We start from the raw sequence: 16,232 nt of genomic DNA, 5'->3' as shown, positions 1-16,232 counted from the left end.
AGGGAACTGGGTGGCTAACGCGAGAATGATCGCGCCAGCCACCCAGCTTTGTATACGGTAACCGTGCTGTCCTACTCTGGGACATCTAGAAATCCGGCAAGTGCCATACGGGATTCTCTGGTCCTAAAGTACTTCCGGAGGAGTTTCTAACTGGTCGGCTATATCTTTCCAGTTAGACGCGAATTTGCCGTATGCCGTTTTGATATCGACACCCACAGGGAGCTCCGGGCATTCGTTTTCGAGGTTGGTACCCCAGTTTCCCCATCCCGACTGCTTGCGCTGCACGATCTGGAAGCCTCCCGATGGCTTCGAGGTATACCAGATCATTGCACGACCGGTAGATGTGTCATATTCGACTGTCTTATCGGAAGCTCCGGGGAAGATAGTCTCGTGCTCCTCTTTCTGGACGTCGATAGGTTCAGAATCGACTCGCCAATCACGCAGCTCTGCATCAACAAACGATTTCTCGCGAACAATTGCCAGCCGGTCGCGGATCGTTTCGTCCGTTAAAGCACCTTCGAAAGTCGAGAATAGGCGCCAGTACAAATCCCAATGGGCGTTCTCAATATCATCCGTTAGGACGGCCTTAAACTCTTCAAGTTTCTTGCGCTGAGGCAATGTACCGTCAGAAATGGTCTGCTCGACCATGTCGGCCAGGTGTCCAGCATAAGGATCGCCGCTGCGATATCGGGATCCACCGTAGCACGCAAACCGATCAAAGAGCAGCTTTCCTTGCCCGGCCTCGAATTCATCCCCAACGGTGATCTTGTTAGTTACAGAACGCCCGTTGATCACGGTTTGGAAATCATCTACGTAATAACGACGGCTGAACCAAGGCGTCCTATAAGTGAAAGCCCACTCGATTGAGAAGTTCTTACCCCTGAGCTCTGGGAGGAGCCCGTCGGGAATCACACCTAGCATTCTGAAAGAAAGCAAGACCGGTCCGTCTTCACGGATCTCAATCTTCACCTTTGTGTGTTCTGGCGGATTGATCAGTCCGTTTTCAGGAGTGAAGAACGGGCCGTAAAATCCACCAATCGCATTGTTTCCAGAGGGGAGGAGATCAATACCCTCATCAAGGGTGCGGAAATGCTTGAGCCCCCACTTTGAGGCACCAGTGCCCTCGGCGGTACCCGTGCATACATCAATATCGAAGTAGCCGGTATTAACGCGGGCCCATGAGTCAACTTCAGTACCGGGTCCTTTTGTGATTCCTTCTCCGGATTCGACTGGTTCATCCAGTGTGAAACTTGCCTCGCCCTCAAAACTGAGTGTAGTGACAAATCTGGTGGCCTCTTGTGGAGCCGGCTGATCAACCAATCGCTGGCAAAGGATCTGCTCTCCAGTATTGGTTCGTGCTAGCCATAAAGACTCTGTGAGCACTTGTGGTTCATCGAAGTAAATCGGCTCGAATGCCCGCTTTCCTTCGATACTACTGATTACTTTATGGGTCTTCATCTACTTTCCTGCCTTGGTGCTCTTCTGCTTGAGGGAATCAATGGCGACGGCGAGAATAATGACGACGCCCTTAATTAGTAGCTGAGTGAAGAATTGGACATTCATCAGAATCATGCCGGTCGAGAGCACGCCGAGAATGATCGCACCGATGAGGGTTCCGATGATCTTGCCCTTACCACCGGCAAGGGATGTTCCACCTAGAACAACTGCGGCAATAGCATCAAGTTCGTATCCGGTTCCAGCGGTCGGCTGCGCGGAAACAACGCGTGCGGCGAAAATGACACCCGCAAGCCCTGAGAGTGCCCCTGCAATGACGTAAACAGATGTGAGTACACGCTTCACGTTGATTCCAGCGAGCCGTGCTGCCTCGGGATTGCCGCCGACTGCGTAAACATGCCTGCCGTACTTCGTGCGTTCGAGGATGAACCAGCAGATGATGTAGACAATGATCATTACAATGACGGGAACTGGAATTCCAGCCATGTATCCGTTTCCGAGATCTCTGAAAGCCAGCTTGTTATCTACGATGGGTTGGCCGCCGGTCAGTGTGTATCCGAGGCCACGGAGGAATGTCATCATGCCGAGCGTCACGATAAAGGGCGCGAGGGCTAGATACGCCGATAGGGCACCATTTACCCATCCCGCAACTGCACCGGCAAGAATGCCAGCGATTATCCCGACGATGGCTGGAGCACCGGAGATACAAGCCAGTACTGCGGTTACACCCGATACGGCAACGATTGATCCGACAGAGAGATCAATGCCGGCAGTAATAATAACGAAGGTCATACCGGCCGCAATGATCGCGTTGATAGAGATCGAACGGGCGATATTCATGAGATTGTTCATCGACATGAAGTTCGGGGCGATGAGCGCCATAATCACGACGAGAAGGACGAGGACCGCGAGAATCCCAACCTTATCCCACCACGCAGCGAAGTTCATTTTCCGTCGAGGTGCAGCTTCTATAGTCATGCTTGTTCCTTTGTTGCTCCGGTCGCGAGGCTCATGACCGATTCTTCTGTGGCATCTCGTGCATCGAGTTCTCCCACGACTTTTCCTTTTCGCATAACGATGATGCGATCAGACATTCCCAGAACTTCAGGGAGGTCAGAAGAAACCATGATGATGGTTTTACCTTCTTTAGCCAGATCATTCATGATTTCGTAGATCTCCCTTTTCGCCCCGATGTCAACACCGCGCGTAGGTTCATCGAAAATCAAAAGATCGGCACCTGCCATGAGAGTGCGGCCGAGAAGTGCCTTTTGTTGGTTTCCTCCCGAAAGAGCTCTTACCGGAAGACTTGTGGAGGTCTTTCGAATATTGAGCACTTCCATGATCTGGCGAACTTTCTTTCGAATTGCGCCTCGCGCGAGTACGCCGAGTTTGGTGAAGTCACCCAGAGAGGCAATCGAGATATTCGATGCCGTTGTGTGATCCAAGAACAGACCTTGTTCCTTTCTTGATTCCGGCACCATGGCAATGCCAGATTCCAGGGCCTCCTTGGGACTTTTAGGATGATATCTTTCGCCTTTGAGTAGCAACGTTCCGCTACTCATGGGATCTGCTCCCATAAGTAGCCTGACGGTTTCCGAACGCCCGGCACCGACCAAGCCTGCAAATCCAAGAATTTGACCGGCGCGAGCTTTGAAGGAAACGTCGTCAACTCCAGGCGCTTTGAGATCCTTTGCCTCAAGCACCACTTCTCCCGATGCACGGTCCGCGTGTTCGTAGAGATCACCGATTTTTCTACCGACCATCATTCGCACGATTTCGTCAGGTGTTAATTCGGCTAGAAGCTGTGTTCCGACGGACGTTCCGTCCCGAAGAACGGACACCCTATCAGCCAATTTCCACACTTCTTCCATGCGGTGAGTGATGTAGATAAGGCCGACACCGTTTTGCTGCTGTTCCCGAATAATTCTGAAAAGATCCTCTGTTTCAGCTCGGGAAAGCGCGGCAGTTGGTTCGTCGAGAACGAGGATGCGGGCATCCTCGGCAGCAGCACGAGCAATTTCGACCATCTGCTGCATACCGATGGAAAACGAGCCGAGAGGCCTGTTCACGTCGATGTCCACTCCAATAGCCGATAACTTAGCGCGTGCATCCGAACGCATCTTTTCACGGTCAAGGATCCCGTGTTTGAGTGGTTCAACGCCGAGGCAGAGATTCTCGGCTACCGTCAGATTTGGGACGGTATTGATCTCTTGGTGGATGATTGCGATTCCATGTTTACGCGCATCGTTAGGAGATGAGATATGGACTTCCTGACCGTCAACGAAGATCTTTCCACTGTCGGCAGCAAGATTCCCCGCCAGGATTTTCATCAACGTTGACTTGCCAGCGCCGTTTTCTCCCATGAGGGCATGAATCTCTCCGGCGTTCAGATCAAAGGAAACTCCTCCAAGCGCTTGGGTAGCGCCGAATCTTTTCCTGATCCCTTCGAGCTTGAGAAGAGTCATTTCTACCATCCCGGGTATTCGTCTACCGCATCCCGGGTAATGATTTGCGAGGGGATGAGGATAGTGGTTTCGGTGAGTGATTCTCCACGAGCAAGCTGCTGCCCAACCTCGATTGCTTTTTCGACCATTTTTGCGGGTTCTTGGGTGGCCGTGCCGACGAAGGGAGAACCAGCGGTTCGGAGTTCCTGGAGTCCTTCGGGAGAAGCGTCGATTCCTACCACCTTAATTTCATTAGTACGTCCAGCTTGCTGCACGGCAAGCGTCGCACCAAGGGCGGACGGGTCATTCATTCCAAAGATGCCTTGGACATCGCTGGCTGCAGTAAGCATGTCGGTAGTGACGGAGAGACCGGTGGCGCGGTCATTTTGCGAGTTTTGGTGCCCGACTTCCTTGATGCCGGGGAAATTCTTCATTGCTTGATTGCAGCCCTTAATGCGATCCGTGATCGTCTGGATAGGTGTGCCATCAACAACCAAAATATTTCCCTTGCCACCCATCTGTTCGAATAGATAGGTGCATGCAATTTCGCCAGCCTGAACGGCATCGGTCATAACAATGGCATCCGCGCCCTTCGCAGGAGTATCAACAGCTACCACGAAGATCCCTGCCTGTCGCGCACGTTCGATGGCGGGTTGGAGGCCGGACTCGTCAACGGCGGAGACAACGATAAGGTCTACGCCTTGCTGAATGAATGTGTCAATCTGAGTATTCTGATTCGCCAGATCAAGTTTGGCGTCTTGGACGTTGAGGGTTGCGCCAATCTTCTCGGCTGCTTCTTTCGCTCCCTTATCCATAGCTGAGAAGAACGGGTTCGACATGTCCTGCACCATTAAGCCGATTTTCTCGATCTTGTCAGGTTTCGGCGCTTCCGTAGCGGAGTCACCTGAAGTACAACCCGAGAAAGTTGCGGCGAGCAGAATGCTTGTCGTGAAGGCGAGCGCCTTTTTTGCTGTTCTCATCGTTGAGATCTCCTTTTGGTTAGATAGGCCGGTTTAGCCCAATTTGGTTTTCTAATTTGTTTAGCAGCCGCAGGAGGCGCGAATTCTGAGCTTGACGTTCACCTCCTCAGACTCCTGGTTGTGGTAACGGATAGCTCCCTGCGGATGCTCTTGCATGATGTGAATAAGTTTTAGAGCGGCTTTTGCGCCGATATCGCGAGAATCTTCGTCAATCAACGTCACTGGAGGATTGACGAAAGTTGACCAGGTGAATTCGTCAAACGCAATTAAGGCGACTTGATCAGGAACATGGAGATCACATGCCTGGAGTGCGTGCATGGTTCCGAGGAGGAGAGGATTGTTACCGGCAATAATCGCGAGCTTCTCTACCTTCGTATTTCTGAGATATTCCTCTAACGCAATTGCGCTCGATTGTGAGTCATTAGCGCATTCGAGAATCGAGAGAGTTGCCCCGAATTTCTTGGCGGCGTTTTTCATGCCTTTAATTCGAGTTTGCCTTGTCGACCACCGCTCGGGATAGATCAATAAAAGCCACGTGTCGAGTTCATGATAATTAAGATGTTCACCGATTTGATGAGCGGCTTGTTCGTTATTTGAGGTTACAGATACCGAACCGGACGGCGCAGTCGGTCCTTGCGAGTCGACATAGACAATGGGGATTCCCCACTCGCAAAGTTTCTCGTGATTGTCTACAGATAAAGTAAGAGTGCTGATAACTCCGGCTGCCCGCGATTGGATTGCTTCGGTGACAACCAAATCTTCAGTTTTCTGATCAAATCGGCCTTCAGGAGCAAGATCGGCTGTGCGTACTCCATGGGAAGATGCGCGCAACATTTCATGAATGCCATCGAGCATATCGACGTAGTAAGCATTAGATGTTGATGCGGTCATCACGACGATTGGGCCGGGAGTTTCGCGACGCAGGGCGCGTGCTGTCTGGTTCGGGATGTAGTTGAGCGTTTTAGCCGCTTCCAATACTCGGGCTTTGGTCGATTGCGTGACGGGCGCTTTGCCGGAAAACGTATTGGAAACAGTCCAAATAGACACACCGGCGGCCCGAGCCACGTCTTTAAGAGTTGCCGGTTTCATCAGGGTCTCCTTTGTCCCAATTGGTTGCGTTGAGGTCAAGCTATGTCACCTAAACGTTTAGGGCAAGGATGTGCGTTTGTCTAAGTTGATGTGGGGTGTGCCACAGGTGGTTGTGTTGTGGGCATTTCAAGATGCTTACTCTCAACAGTTTTGTATTTATTAGCATCGGGTGACTTGGTGGCTAAGGCAATGGGTGGATTTCTAGTGGTAATTATTCGCTTTTATGAGTTGTCAGGTTGGTGTGAAATCGTTGTGACACGCCCTTTTCTCACCAGGCCCGCGGGATTAAGGTGAATCCATGATCGATGACAATGCTCCACTTCCGCAATCTGATCGTCCCACCGCTACCGCCGCCGGGCACTGGGTGCTCGCCCGCGCCGGCAAACGGGTATTGCGCCCCGGCGGCTTGCATTTGACGAAGGCCATGCTTGAGTATGCCCAGCTGGCCAGCGCGGACGTTGTAGAATTCGCCCCCGGCCTGGGCCGGACCGCAGAACTCATTATCTCCGAGCCCATTCACTCCTACACCGGGGTAGATCAAGACAAGAATGCGGTGACCCGCGTCAAGGGGATTGTGGAGAAAGTGGGCGGCGTCGTCGTTAATTCCACCGCGCAAAAATCTGGACTACCCGATGCCGGTGCCGATGTGGTCGTGGGCGAAGCGATGCTCACCATGCAGGGCGCGAACTCGAAAGCCGCGATTGTGGGCGAGGCGTTCCGGCTGCTGCGCCCGGGCGGGCGCTACGCCATCCATGAACTGAGCCTCACCCCGGATAGCATCGACCCGGCCATTGCCGATACCCTGCGCAAAGGCCTGGCGCAGACGATTCGCGTCAATGCGCGCCCGCTCACCCAGGCCGAATGGCGGCAGGTGCTCACCGATGCCGGTTTCGAGGTGGAATGGGTGGGGGATGCCCCCATGGCCCTGCTTTCTCTGCGCCGCAACCTCGCCGACGAAGGCCTGCGCGGGGTGGCGCGTATCCTCCGCAACGTGCTGCGCGATAAAGAGCTGCGTGCGCGAGTGCTGGCCATGCGCGCGCTCTTCCGCAAGTATCGCCACCACCTGGCCGGCGTGGCCATGGTGGCCCGTAAGCCCGTTGAATCCGTTGGTGCTGCTGGTGCTACTGGCGCCGCCGAATCTACTGGCATCGCCAGCTCTGCGGATGCCGGCACTTCCGCTACCACCGCTAACTGAAAGGACAACCGATGAGTGAAAACACCCCGCAACTTTCCTACCTGGAGGATCTGGGCGCCACGGTGGACTACGCCGCTGCCTCGACCGTTTCCACCACCGCGCTGCGCGTTGAAGGCGCGAATGTGGTGGTCTTCTCCTTCGATACCGGCGAGGAGCTCTCCGAGCATACCGCCGCCGTGCCCGTGCTCATCCAGGTGCTGGAAGGGGAAGTGGAGATGTGTACCGAGGGGCGCACGGTGCAGCTGCGCCCCGGCGGGCTTGTGCACCTGCCCACCCGCCTCCCGCACGCGGTGCGCGCCCTGGCTCCCACCAAGATGGTGCTGTTCATGCTCACCGGGCAGAGCGTGGGCTAGAGTAGCCCCATGTCACAACCCGAGAAACCGGACCTGCCGGAAGGGCCTGAGGCGGCGGAAGGGCCCGAGGCGCAAGAATCCCGCACCCTTGACGCCGCCCAGGCGGAGGAGATTCAGCGCATCGCACGCCGTCGTATGATCGCCGCCGCGATTGTGGGGGTCATCCTGCTTATCGTCATGTTCTTCGCCGGGCGCGCCCTGCGCCAGCACCTGGCCGCGGCTGATGTTGGCGCAGGGGAGCAGCAGGTAGTGGCGGTGGTGGTGGCGAACGGCGGCGGTGGTGACCAGCCCTAGCACGTGTAACAACGCCTGAGGCGCGCCTAGCAACGGCTGAAGTACGGCAGGGGCCCGGCCTATAGCAACCCTTTGAGCCAAGGGTGGTAGAGCGCACACCTCTCAAGTTGCTTCACGGCCCGCCATTGACTATTATCTTTTCTGTTGCAAATTCCCGCATAGCTCAATGGCAGAGCATTCGACTGTTAATCGAACGGTTGCTGGTTCGAGTCCAGCTGCGGGAGCGAACGAACGGCGGTGAGCGTAGGCTTACCGCCGTTCTGCTCTGTCCGGCACCCGCGGTGCGGTCCTGTAAGCCATAAGCCTAAGCCGCGCCGCCGGGCAGTCTTAATGTGAGAAATCTTATAAAGGAGTTCGTGATGGCATTCCGGGAGATTCGCGTGGTGGGGGACCCGGTCCTGCGCACCCCCTGCGATCCGATTCGGGAGATCACCCCGGGCATCGTGCGCCTGGTTGAAGACCTCCTCGAAAACGTGAACGACGACGCCCGGGCGGGCCTAGCAGCCAACCAAATCGGGGTTTCCCTGCGCGCCTTCTCCTGGCATATCGACGGCGAGATCGATTACATCCTCAATCCTGTGATCGTGGCCCTCTCCGAAGATGAATACCAGGATGGCGAGGAAGGCTGCCTATCCGTCCCGGACCTGTACTACCCGACCAAGCGCGCCTGGTACGCCCGGGCGGAAGGTATCGACCTGGACGGCAAGAAGAAAATCGTGGAAGGGGAGGGGCTCCTCGGGCGCTGCATCCAGCACGAATGCGATCACCTGGACGGCCACCTCTACCTTGACCGCCTGGAGCGGGAGGTCCGTAAACAAGCGATGCGCGATATTCGCCAGCTGCGCGTCTCTTCTGCGCTACAATCGCTCTAGTAGCCCCTCCGCGTGGGTAGCACGGGGAAAGCCACCCAAGCGCAGGAGGAATGCTATGGCACACAAATACGCCACTCGCGGCGTCATATTCATTCACTCTGTTATGCCGGCCGTTCAACCCCACGTTGAATGGGCGGTTACAAGTGTGCTCGGATACGAACCGCATTTTGAGTGGACGAAACAACCCGCAGCCCCGCATATGAACCGGGCAGAAGCCTCGTGGACGGGAGAAGTGGGAACCGGAGCCATGCTCGCCTCCGCCCTCAACGGCTGGGAGCATTTGCGTTTTGAGATCACCGAGGATGCCAGCCCGGTATCCGAAGGAGGCCGCTGGTCCGCCACCCCCGGCCTCGGTATTTTCTACGCCCAAACAGATCTGACCGGCAATGTGGTGATTCCGGAAAACCGGGTGCGGGCCGCCCTGGAAAACGCGGGGAACGACGCCGCAGAAATGCGCCGGCTCCTCGATATTGCCCTCGGTCAAGCCTGGGATGATGAACTTGAGCCCTTCCGCTATGCCGGCGCGGGTGCGCCGGTACGCTGGCTGCACCGCGTGGGCTAAAGCCCCAGGGCAGCCCGCAGATCCTCCGCGGATAGCGGGGCGTTTTCATCCGGCACATCTGGCCGATTCGTCTCAGTCGGCGTCTCCGGCTTATCCCGCACATTCGCCTTATCCGACTGCGCCGGGCTAGGCCCCGCCGCCGCATTCGCGGTGGTGGCAGAAGCGGGGCGGGCCGCAGCTGCGCCGTCGTGCTGAGAAGAAGGTGCGAGGCTGAGGTCCGCGCCCGGGCAGCTGAGCCGCACCAGCTCCCCGAGGGTGCGCGCCGCGCAGATCTCGCTATCGGGCACCACCACGCCGCTGGCGTCTTCCAAGGTGACAGCGATTGCCCAGCGTGTCACGCTATCCACGCGGTTCAGCTCGAAACTTTCGGTGGCATCCGGGTAGCCTTCGCGCTCCAGAACATCCGCGCCCAGCGACATGAGTTGCGCTACCTCCATCGCACGACCTCCCTATTTTCGGTACGCTCGCATCATGGCATTCCTCGATTTGATGCAGCAACTCTTCCAGCATACCCGGGCCCCGGAAGCCGGTACCGCCACCGCGCAGGCGCTGCGTGAGCGGCTTGCTGAGGACCCGAACGACGTCGAGGCTTTCACCCAGCTCGTCACCCTGGCACGCGCGGCCGAAGGCGAACTCCCGCCCGCTGATCCGCTCACCGCGGAGCTCACCGGAACCGGAAGCATCCTTTCCGCGGACCTGGCGATTTATGCCCTCGCCGAAGAACTCTCCAGCTCACCGGCTTCCTGGTACCCGCAGCTGCATATGGCTCGGCTTGCGGTGGACTCCGATCCCGAGCGGGCCCTGCGGCTCCTCACCACCGCCACGGATCGCAATCCGGATGGGCACATCCTCGCCCGGGCCATGGCAATTCTGCGCGACGCCGGGCATCCGGATCAGGCCCTCAGTTTGGGGCTGGCCCATTGGGATCCGGCCACCCACAGTTTCGAGGCCGGTGAGGCTCTGGTACGCACCGCACTGGCGGCCGGGCGCACCAATGAAGCCCGCGCGTATCTGCGGGAAATGGAACCCTATGGCAAGGCGAATGAGCTCGCGGAGCTGCGGGAGGCGGTGAGCGCGGCGGAGTAGTCAAAACCGCCGCTTTTTCGTGTCGCGGCCTCGACTAGACTAGGGGCTATGGCTACCTTCATTGATATTCATCCTGAGGATCCGCAACCGCGGCTCGTCACCAAAGTGGTGGATCGGCTGCGCCGCGGTGAGGTGGTGGCCCTGCCCACCGATTCCGGTTACGCCATTGTGTGCCAGATGGGCAATAAGGAGGGCCTGGAGCGGATTCGCAGCATCCGGCAGGTGGGTGATAAACACCATTTCACCCTGCTGTGCCACGATTTCGCGCAGCTCGGCCAGCTCGTGATTGTGGATAATCCCGATTTTCGGCTCATCAAAAGCCTCACGCCCGGGCCCTACACCTTCATTCTTAAGGGCACCAAAGAAGTGCCGCGGATGACCCTCAACCCGAAGAAGCACACGGTGGGCGTGCGCATCCCCGACCACCGCATCACCCAAGCCGTAGTCACGGAAATGGGCGAACCGCTACTCTCCTCCACGCTGATTCTTCCCGGCGCGGAAGAACCCCTCGAAGAGGGCTGGATTGTGGAAGATGAACTGGGCCATGCCCTGGATGTGGTGGTGAACGGGCCCGTGGGGCGCGGTCCCACCACCGTACTTGACCTGGTAACTAACGAAATCGCGAGACAAGGAGCAGGCGATACCGCCGGACTTGACCTGTGAACCCTATCCTTATTGATCTGGACGGAACCTTCCACGATTCCGCCGCTATCGTCAAAGAAACTTTCCGGGCCACCCTGCGCGAAGAAATGGGGGAGGACCACCCCGAAGAATTCTTTGTGCAGTTCATCGGCCCGCCGCTCATCGATACCTTCACGAAGCTCGGTGCGGCCGACCCGGTAGAGATGGTGCGCCGCTACCGCGTCCGCTACGAACAGCGCATGCTCGACACCCCGATTTTCCCCGGGATGCGCGAATTGGTAGAGGAGCTGGACGCGGCCGGGGTGCCGCTGGCCATTGCGACGTCGAAAAACGAAAAGAATGCCCGCGCGATTCTGGAACACCAGGACGTGGCGCAGCACTTCCGCTATATTGCCGGGGATCCCGAAGATATCCCCGGGTACGGGAAAGCTGAGGTGGTGGGGGCCGCGCTGCGCGAATTGCGGGCGCAGGGCATCGATACCTCGCGTGCCCTCATGGTGGGGGATCGTATTCACGATGTCGACGGCGCAGGCCAGCACGGCCTTCCCACGGTGCTCGTGGAGTGGGGGACTGCACCGCGTTCCGAATGGGAGCTAGCTTGGCGGCACGTGGGAACCGCGCGCGAGCTCGGTGAGATCCTGTGGGATTTCGCCGGAGTGGAGCGGTCACAATCCCATTAACATCAGGCACGGGCATATTAACATAGGGTCACAGCAGCATTAAGTCTGGATACAATTTGATTAAGATCTGAGCAGCGAAGGGCGTGGCCGTATACATCCACCCGAGGCGTCGTTAGACTCCCACATAAGATCGTCACCGCGGCGATTGGCTACCTAGCTCAACGGAGGGATCTCATATGAACGCGTACACGGCTGGAAAGATCGCGGCGGGAGCTGCGGTTCTCGGCGGTTTTCTCGGTTATCTTTTGCTGTGCGTTAGCGCAATGGAAACAATGCAATGGGCTCCGGAATATAGCCTGGTGGTGTGGACCTGCACCTGTTTTGGCATGCTCTGGGTCGCGCTCGGCCAGGTTTATTTCCTAGGGGTCTACCAGTGGTTTGGGCTGCTGGAACAACCCCGGCGCTCTGCACCGGCGTGGCTGCGCCCCACCATGCAGGCCGTCCCGGTGATCGCGGCTGCCCTCGGAGTGATCCTCCTGGTCTTCCTCATTATTAAGGATGCCGGGCATCCGAGCATTCTCATTCTCATGGCTGCTCTGTGGGTGCTCAGCCTGGGTGCCAGCGCGGTAGCGCGGCTCATGTCCGGGTATCTTGCCAGCCGGGAAATCCCGGCGGAGGAGAAGCTGGCGGTCCCGGTCGCCTAGGCTCGCAGGTCTCAGGATCGCGGCTAGCTTGGGCGCGCCACCGCCAGCATAGGCTCGCACCGCCGCTAGCTTAGGCCCACTGGCTTTCGTAGAGGCGGGCGTAGGCGCCGCCGGCGGCCAGCAGTTCCTCATGGGTGCCGCTTTCTACCACGTCCCCGGCTTCCATAACCAGGATCGTGGTGGCATTGCGGACGGTGGAGAGCCGGTGCGCAATGATGAAGGAGGTGCGCCCTTCGCGCAGCCGCTCCATCGCATCCTGGATAAGTGCCTCGGTGCGGGTATCCACCGAACTGGTGGCCTCATCCAAAATAAGCACATCGGGATTGGCCAGGTAGGCCCGCGCGATGGTGATGAGCTGTTTCTCCCCGGCGGAAACATTCTCGCCCTCATCCCCAATATGGGTATCAAAACCGTGGGGGAGGGTCTCAAGAAGATCATCAATGCCCAGTGCGGCCGCGGCGGCAATGGCGTCGTCGCGCGTAGCACCGTCCTTCCCGAAAGCGATGTTTTCCCAGACCGTGCCGTCAAAAAGCCAGGTGTCTTGCAGGACCATCCCGAAATGTTCCCGTAGGGATTCTTTCGTGAAGGAATCGATGGGCGCGCCGTCCACGGTAATCGCCCCGCCGTCCACCTCGTAGAAGCGCATGAGCAAATTGACGAGCGTGGTTTTCCCGGCGCCGGTGGGCCCCACAATTGCCACGGAATGCCCCGGCTCCACCCGCAGTGAGAGGTCGCGGATCACCGGAGTATCGGGCTCGTAGGCAAAACGCACGTGCGAGAATTCGATGGTGCCGCGCCGCGCCTCGGGGGCCACCACCTCGCGGTAGCTGGACTTCGCATCCGGTGCCATTTCTTCCTGGGCCAGGTAATCGAAAATGCGTTCCGCGGAAGCCGCCGCCGATTGAATAAGATTCGCGGTGGAGGCCAGGGACTGGAGCGGGTGGGAGAGCTGTCGAGTGTATTGCATCATCGCCTGCAGCCCGCCAATCGTCATGGTGCCGGCCATCGCCTGAATACTGCCTAGGAGCGTGACGATGGCAAAGGAACCGTTCTGCACCAGCATCATAAGCGGCTGGGACATTTGCGCGATTGCCTGCGCGCGGAAAGACGCATCGTAGAGCTGCGCATTCGCGCTATCAAATTGCCCCTGGAATTCATCTTCCAGCCCGTAAGCGGCCACCACATCCAGCCCGGTGAAACTTTCCTCCACCACCGCGGACACATCACCGGTGAGGCGCCACTGGTCGCGGAAATAAGGGCGGGAGCGGCGCAGCAGAAGGAGGATCCCAATAATCCCCACCGGGATGACCACCAGCGAGGCGAGGGCCACCGACCAGGACAAATAGACCATCACCGCCACGATCCCGATGATCTGGTAGATCGCGGAGAGCACTTCGGAAAGGGTTTGCAGCAGGGACTGGGTCACGTTATCAACGTCGTTCGTGACCCGCGAGAGCACATCGCCGCGCTGCTGTTTGTCCAGCACGGATAGCGGCATCCGATCAATTTTCTGCTGGCAATCCCGCCGCATCTCATAGCCGAGATCCTGAATAATAAGGCGAATAATATAGCCGAACCAGAAACGCAGCAGCGCCGAGAGAATATAGCACCCGGCCGCCAGGCTCAGCACCCGCGCCAACTCCGGAAAATCGACGCCGCCGGCGCGAATTCCATCCACCACCACATTGGTGCCCTGCCCGAGCAGGAAGGGAGCGGCTACCACCGCCGCGGTGGAGATAAGCGAAAGCAGCAGCACCGCCACGATCCGCCCCACGTAATGGCGCAGGTAATGGCGAATAAGGGTGAGAAGCGCCCCGCGGATATCGCGGGCTTCGTCAATATTTCCGGCACCTCTCATGCCCGCGCCTCCTCACTCGTTGCGGCCGCCGTGCCGCGTTCCGTACCGTTCGCTTCCGTTCCGCGTTCCGCGCCGCCTTCCGGCTCGCGCTCCTGGGAGCGCACAATCGAGCGGTACATGTCACTTGTTTCCATCAGTTCGGCGTGCGTGCCGCAGCCTACTACCTCGCCGCAATCCAGTACGACGACGCAATCAGCGCTGCGGGTCGTTGAAATACGTTGGGCAATGATGACCACCGCCGCGTCCCGGATCCGCTCCTTGAGGTTGGCCCGCAGCTGGGCATCGGTGGCGTAATCGAGGGCGGAGAAAGAATCATCGAAAACCACCAGATCAGCCCCGGCCCGCCCGGAGCTATCGGGTAGGGCCCGGTAGAGGGCCCGCGCGATGGTCAGGCGCTGGCGCTGCCCGCCGGAAAGATTGGTTCCTCCGGTTTCCACCGGCATCTCTAGCCCTCCCCCGGCCTGAACGAAATCCCAGGCCTGGGCGCAGCGCAGCGCATCAATGACCCGCTCCTGGTTGATATCGCGGGTGGAGCCGGCAACATTGCTGGCCACCGTGCCGCTGAACAGGAAAGCCCGCTGGGGCACAAGGGCCACCCGGCGGCGGAAATCAGCGAGTCGAATATCGCGCACATCCACTTCGCCCACGCCGGCCTCACTCATTCCAGCAGTACGCGTTGCGGCACCGCCGGATTCCGTTTCGCCGGCCTCGCTACCCGCTCCGGCCCCGGCGCTGCCTTCCACGGTGAAGCGCCCGGCGGTCACATCCACGAGGCGCGGCAGTATTTTCACCAGCGATGATTTGCCCGAGCCCGAGGCGCCAATAATCGCCGTCGTCGTTCCAGGCCTGAAACACAAAGAAATGCCGCGCAAGGCAGGTTCGTCCGCATCCGCGTAAGTGAGGGAAATATCGCGCAAGCGGAAGGTGACCGGACCGGGCGGCATCTCCCGCGCATCCGGCGCGTCCGTAATAGAAGGAACGGTGGTATTGACTTCGATAACGCGTTCGGCGGAAACGTTCCCGCGCGGAACCACCATAATAATCATGCCGAGCATCATGACCGCGCCCAGAATCATCATGAGGTAGGTGATAAACGCGGCGAGCGCCCCCACCGGCATGGAGCCTCCGGCAATCCGATGTCCGCCAATCCACACGATCAGCGCGGAGGCCAGCCCGATGACCGCGCTCATGGCCGGCAGCAGCGCGGACCAAATCGTGCCGATCTGGAGCATAATGGAGCGGAAATTGCGGTTATGAACCTCGAATTCCCCGGCCATGGCTTCCTCGCGGCGGAAGGCCCGAATCACTCGCACCCCGGAAAGCTGGGAGCGCAGCGCATCGTTAATGGCATCTACGCGCCGCTGGAGAGTTTCGTAGCGTGTGGCCAGCATCGCGGTACACACCAGAATAATCGCGGTGAGCACCGGGATAATCACGAGGAGGGTGAGGGAGAGAACTACGTCTTGCCCGATGGCCATGAGCACCCCGCCCACGCCCATAATCGGGGCCGTCACCATAATGGTGAGGGACATGAGCGTGACCATTTGGATTTGATTGACGTCGTTCGTGGTGCGGGTGACCAGGGTGGAGGCCCCGAAACGCTGCTGGTCCGCGGGGGAGAAGCGTTGCACATGCGCGAAAGTTTCGCGGCGCAGCTCCCGGCCCAGGTGGGTGGAGACCAGTGCCCCGTAATAGATCGCCCCGATGGCGCAGAGCACCTGCGCGAGGGTGAAGAGCCCCATGAGCAGTCCGCGCGACCAAATATAGGAGCTATTGCGTTCCAGAATGCCGTAATCGATAACGTTAGCGCCCAGCGCGGGGAGGGTGAGCCCGAGGAGCACCTGCGCGATCTGTAGCACAGCAATCGCGAGGAGCTGGAATTTGCGGTCGCGCAGATGCCTCCACGCCAGTCGATAAACGGTCAATCACTAGCCTCCATATATGTGTGGCGGTCCGAAAGCTCAGCTCGCGATAATTATTCACGGGTGAGAAAGGACCGCCACACTATGCTACGTGTGAGAGCACGGATGCTCAAACACTATTCAATTAGTTACGACGACGCCGGGCCTGCGCCGCTG

17 protein-coding genes and 1 tRNA gene are annotated in these 16,232 nt (G+C 58.4%); 10 read left to right on the top strand and 8 right to left on the bottom strand.

Features of this window, described 5'->3' with window-relative positions; translation table 11 throughout:
* Nucleotides 1-123: 123 nt before the first annotated feature.
* The 5 genes from ACRQFC_RS06790 to ACRQFC_RS06770 are packed head-to-tail and all read right to left on the bottom strand — an operon-like array spanning nt 124 to nt 5,968.
* The gene (locus ACRQFC_RS06790) at nt 124-1,458 is read right to left on the bottom strand and encodes a hypothetical protein (protein ID WP_087070645.1); all 1,335 of its coding nucleotides are present in this window, start codon (nt 1,456-1,458) and stop codon (nt 124-126) included.
* Nucleotides 1,459-2,433, bottom strand: a complete 975-nt coding sequence (locus ACRQFC_RS06785; protein ID WP_026428778.1) for an ABC transporter permease subunit — start codon at nt 2,431-2,433, stop codon at nt 1,459-1,461. It lies immediately after the preceding gene.
* A complete protein-coding gene (locus ACRQFC_RS06780; protein WP_081690054.1) occupies nt 2,430-3,920 on the bottom strand; it encodes a sugar ABC transporter ATP-binding protein in 1,491 nt (496 codons plus the stop codon). The genes ACRQFC_RS06785 and ACRQFC_RS06780 overlap by 4 nt, the downstream gene beginning before the upstream one ends.
* A gap of 2 nt (nt 3,921-3,922) precedes the next feature.
* Entirely contained in the window at nt 3,923-4,879 is a 957-nt protein-coding gene (locus ACRQFC_RS06775; protein ID WP_016442592.1) for an ABC transporter substrate-binding protein, read from the bottom strand.
* A 60-nt stretch (nt 4,880-4,939) separates the two neighbouring features.
* A complete protein-coding gene (locus tag ACRQFC_RS06770) occupies nt 4,940-5,968 on the bottom strand; it encodes a LacI family DNA-binding transcriptional regulator (protein ID WP_101595599.1) in 1,029 nt (342 codons plus the stop codon).
* A gap of 298 nt (nt 5,969-6,266) precedes the next feature.
* Here ACRQFC_RS06770 and ACRQFC_RS06765 point away from each other — a divergent pair, with 298 nt between their 5' ends.
* From ACRQFC_RS06765 to ACRQFC_RS06740, 6 genes are all read left to right on the top strand, one after another.
* On the top strand, nt 6,267-7,163 hold the full coding sequence (locus ACRQFC_RS06765) for a methyltransferase domain-containing protein (protein ID WP_307886424.1): 897 nt from the start codon (nt 6,267-6,269) through the stop codon (nt 7,161-7,163).
* Nucleotides 7,164-7,174: 11 nt separating this feature from the next.
* On the top strand, nt 7,175-7,516 hold the full coding sequence (locus ACRQFC_RS06760) for a cupin domain-containing protein (RefSeq protein ID WP_284896529.1): 342 nt from the start codon (nt 7,175-7,177) through the stop codon (nt 7,514-7,516).
* A gap of 9 nt (nt 7,517-7,525) precedes the next feature.
* On the top strand, nt 7,526-7,810 hold the full coding sequence (locus ACRQFC_RS06755) for a hypothetical protein (protein ID WP_284896532.1): 285 nt from the start codon (nt 7,526-7,528) through the stop codon (nt 7,808-7,810).
* A 152-nt stretch (nt 7,811-7,962) separates the two neighbouring features.
* A tRNA-Asn gene (locus ACRQFC_RS06750) sits at nt 7,963-8,034 on the top strand.
* 135 nt (nt 8,035-8,169) lie between these two features.
* On the top strand, nt 8,170-8,682 hold the full coding sequence (gene def, locus ACRQFC_RS06745; protein ID WP_284896535.1) for a peptide deformylase: 513 nt from the start codon (nt 8,170-8,172) through the stop codon (nt 8,680-8,682).
* A 55-nt stretch (nt 8,683-8,737) separates the two neighbouring features.
* Nucleotides 8,738-9,244 carry a DUF3145 domain-containing protein gene (locus tag ACRQFC_RS06740; RefSeq protein ID WP_026428785.1) on the top strand — a complete coding sequence of 169 codons (507 nt, stop codon included), beginning with the start codon at nt 8,738-8,740 and terminating at the stop codon, nt 9,242-9,244.
* On the opposite strand, the gene ACRQFC_RS06735 is transcribed toward ACRQFC_RS06740, so the two are convergent.
* A complete protein-coding gene (locus ACRQFC_RS06735; protein ID WP_284896538.1) occupies nt 9,241-9,681 on the bottom strand; it encodes a hypothetical protein in 441 nt (146 codons plus the stop codon). The two genes, ACRQFC_RS06740 and ACRQFC_RS06735, sit on opposite strands and share 4 nt — an antisense overlap.
* A gap of 34 nt (nt 9,682-9,715) precedes the next feature.
* Between ACRQFC_RS06735 and ACRQFC_RS06730 the strand changes: the two genes are divergently transcribed.
* The 4 genes from ACRQFC_RS06730 (at nt 9,716) to ACRQFC_RS06715 (ending at nt 12,296) form a co-directional block, all read left to right on the top strand.
* Nucleotides 9,716-10,330 (top strand): hypothetical protein, encoded by a 615-nt coding sequence (locus ACRQFC_RS06730; RefSeq protein ID WP_284896541.1) that lies wholly within the window; start codon nt 9,716-9,718, stop codon nt 10,328-10,330.
* A 48-nt stretch (nt 10,331-10,378) separates the two neighbouring features.
* Complete coding sequence (locus ACRQFC_RS06725; protein ID WP_026428788.1) at nt 10,379-10,993, top strand: L-threonylcarbamoyladenylate synthase; 615 nt, start codon at nt 10,379-10,381, stop codon at nt 10,991-10,993.
* Nucleotides 10,990-11,652: an HAD hydrolase-like protein gene (locus ACRQFC_RS06720; protein ID WP_284896543.1), complete on the top strand. Its 663-nt coding sequence runs from the start codon at nt 10,990-10,992 to the stop codon at nt 11,650-11,652. The genes ACRQFC_RS06725 and ACRQFC_RS06720 overlap by 4 nt, the downstream gene beginning before the upstream one ends.
* 176 nt (nt 11,653-11,828) lie before the next feature.
* Nucleotides 11,829-12,296 carry a hypothetical protein gene (locus tag ACRQFC_RS06715; protein ID WP_284896545.1) on the top strand — a complete coding sequence of 156 codons (468 nt, stop codon included), beginning with the start codon at nt 11,829-11,831 and terminating at the stop codon, nt 12,294-12,296.
* Nucleotides 12,297-12,366: 70 nt separating this feature from the next.
* Here the strand turns inward: ACRQFC_RS06715 and ACRQFC_RS06710 are convergent, their stop codons facing one another.
* Together ACRQFC_RS06710 and ACRQFC_RS06705 are read right to left on the bottom strand one after the other, a co-directional pair.
* Complete coding sequence (locus ACRQFC_RS06710) at nt 12,367-14,154, bottom strand: ABC transporter ATP-binding protein (protein WP_284896549.1); 1,788 nt, start codon at nt 14,152-14,154, stop codon at nt 12,367-12,369.
* The gene (locus ACRQFC_RS06705; RefSeq protein ID WP_284901165.1) at nt 14,151-16,079 is read right to left on the bottom strand and encodes an ABC transporter ATP-binding protein; all 1,929 of its coding nucleotides are present in this window, start codon (nt 16,077-16,079) and stop codon (nt 14,151-14,153) included. Before ACRQFC_RS06705 ends, ACRQFC_RS06710 begins: the two co-directional genes overlap by 4 nt.
* Nucleotides 16,080-16,232: the final 153 nt, after the last annotated feature.

It is taken from the genome of Actinotignum inguinis (genome assembly GCF_051265835.1).
In the GTDB taxonomy this organism is placed as follows: Bacteria; Actinomycetota; Actinomycetes; order Actinomycetales; family Actinomycetaceae; genus Actinotignum; species Actinotignum timonense.
The sequence above is the reverse complement of the archived record's forward strand: the minus strand, read 5'-3'. Positions and strand labels throughout refer to the sequence as shown.

Excerpts from the sequence above, each read along its gene's own strand:
- ACRQFC_RS06790 (WP_087070645.1), bottom strand. The coding sequence starts at position 1,458 with ATGAAGACCCATAAAGTAATCAGTAGTATCGAAGGAAAGCGGGCATTC.
- ACRQFC_RS06785 (WP_026428778.1), bottom strand. The coding sequence starts at position 2,433 with ATGACTATAGAAGCTGCACCTCGACGGAAAATGAACTTCGCTGCGTGG.
- ACRQFC_RS06780 (WP_081690054.1), bottom strand. The coding sequence starts at position 3,920 with ATGACTCTTCTCAAGCTCGAAGGGATCAGGAAAAGATTCGGCGCTACC.
- ACRQFC_RS06775 (WP_016442592.1), bottom strand. The coding sequence starts at position 4,879 with ATGAGAACAGCAAAAAAGGCGCTCGCCTTCACGACAAGCATTCTGCTC.
- ACRQFC_RS06770 (WP_101595599.1), bottom strand. The coding sequence starts at position 5,968 with ATGAAACCGGCAACTCTTAAAGACGTGGCTCGGGCCGCCGGTGTGTCT.
- ACRQFC_RS06765 (WP_307886424.1), top strand. The coding sequence starts at position 6,267 with ATGATCGATGACAATGCTCCACTTCCGCAATCTGATCGTCCCACCGCT.
- ACRQFC_RS06760 (WP_284896529.1), top strand. The coding sequence starts at position 7,175 with ATGAGTGAAAACACCCCGCAACTTTCCTACCTGGAGGATCTGGGCGCC.
- ACRQFC_RS06755 (WP_284896532.1), top strand. The coding sequence starts at position 7,526 with ATGTCACAACCCGAGAAACCGGACCTGCCGGAAGGGCCTGAGGCGGCG.
- def (WP_284896535.1), top strand. The coding sequence starts at position 8,170 with ATGGCATTCCGGGAGATTCGCGTGGTGGGGGACCCGGTCCTGCGCACC.
- ACRQFC_RS06740 (WP_026428785.1), top strand. The coding sequence starts at position 8,738 with ATGGCACACAAATACGCCACTCGCGGCGTCATATTCATTCACTCTGTT.
- ACRQFC_RS06735 (WP_284896538.1), bottom strand. The coding sequence starts at position 9,681 with ATGGAGGTAGCGCAACTCATGTCGCTGGGCGCGGATGTTCTGGAGCGC.
- ACRQFC_RS06730 (WP_284896541.1), top strand. The coding sequence starts at position 9,716 with ATGGCATTCCTCGATTTGATGCAGCAACTCTTCCAGCATACCCGGGCC.
- ACRQFC_RS06725 (WP_026428788.1), top strand. The coding sequence starts at position 10,379 with ATGGCTACCTTCATTGATATTCATCCTGAGGATCCGCAACCGCGGCTC.
- ACRQFC_RS06715 (WP_284896545.1), top strand. The coding sequence starts at position 11,829 with ATGAACGCGTACACGGCTGGAAAGATCGCGGCGGGAGCTGCGGTTCTC.
- ACRQFC_RS06710 (WP_284896549.1), bottom strand. The coding sequence starts at position 14,154 with ATGAGAGGTGCCGGAAATATTGACGAAGCCCGCGATATCCGCGGGGCG.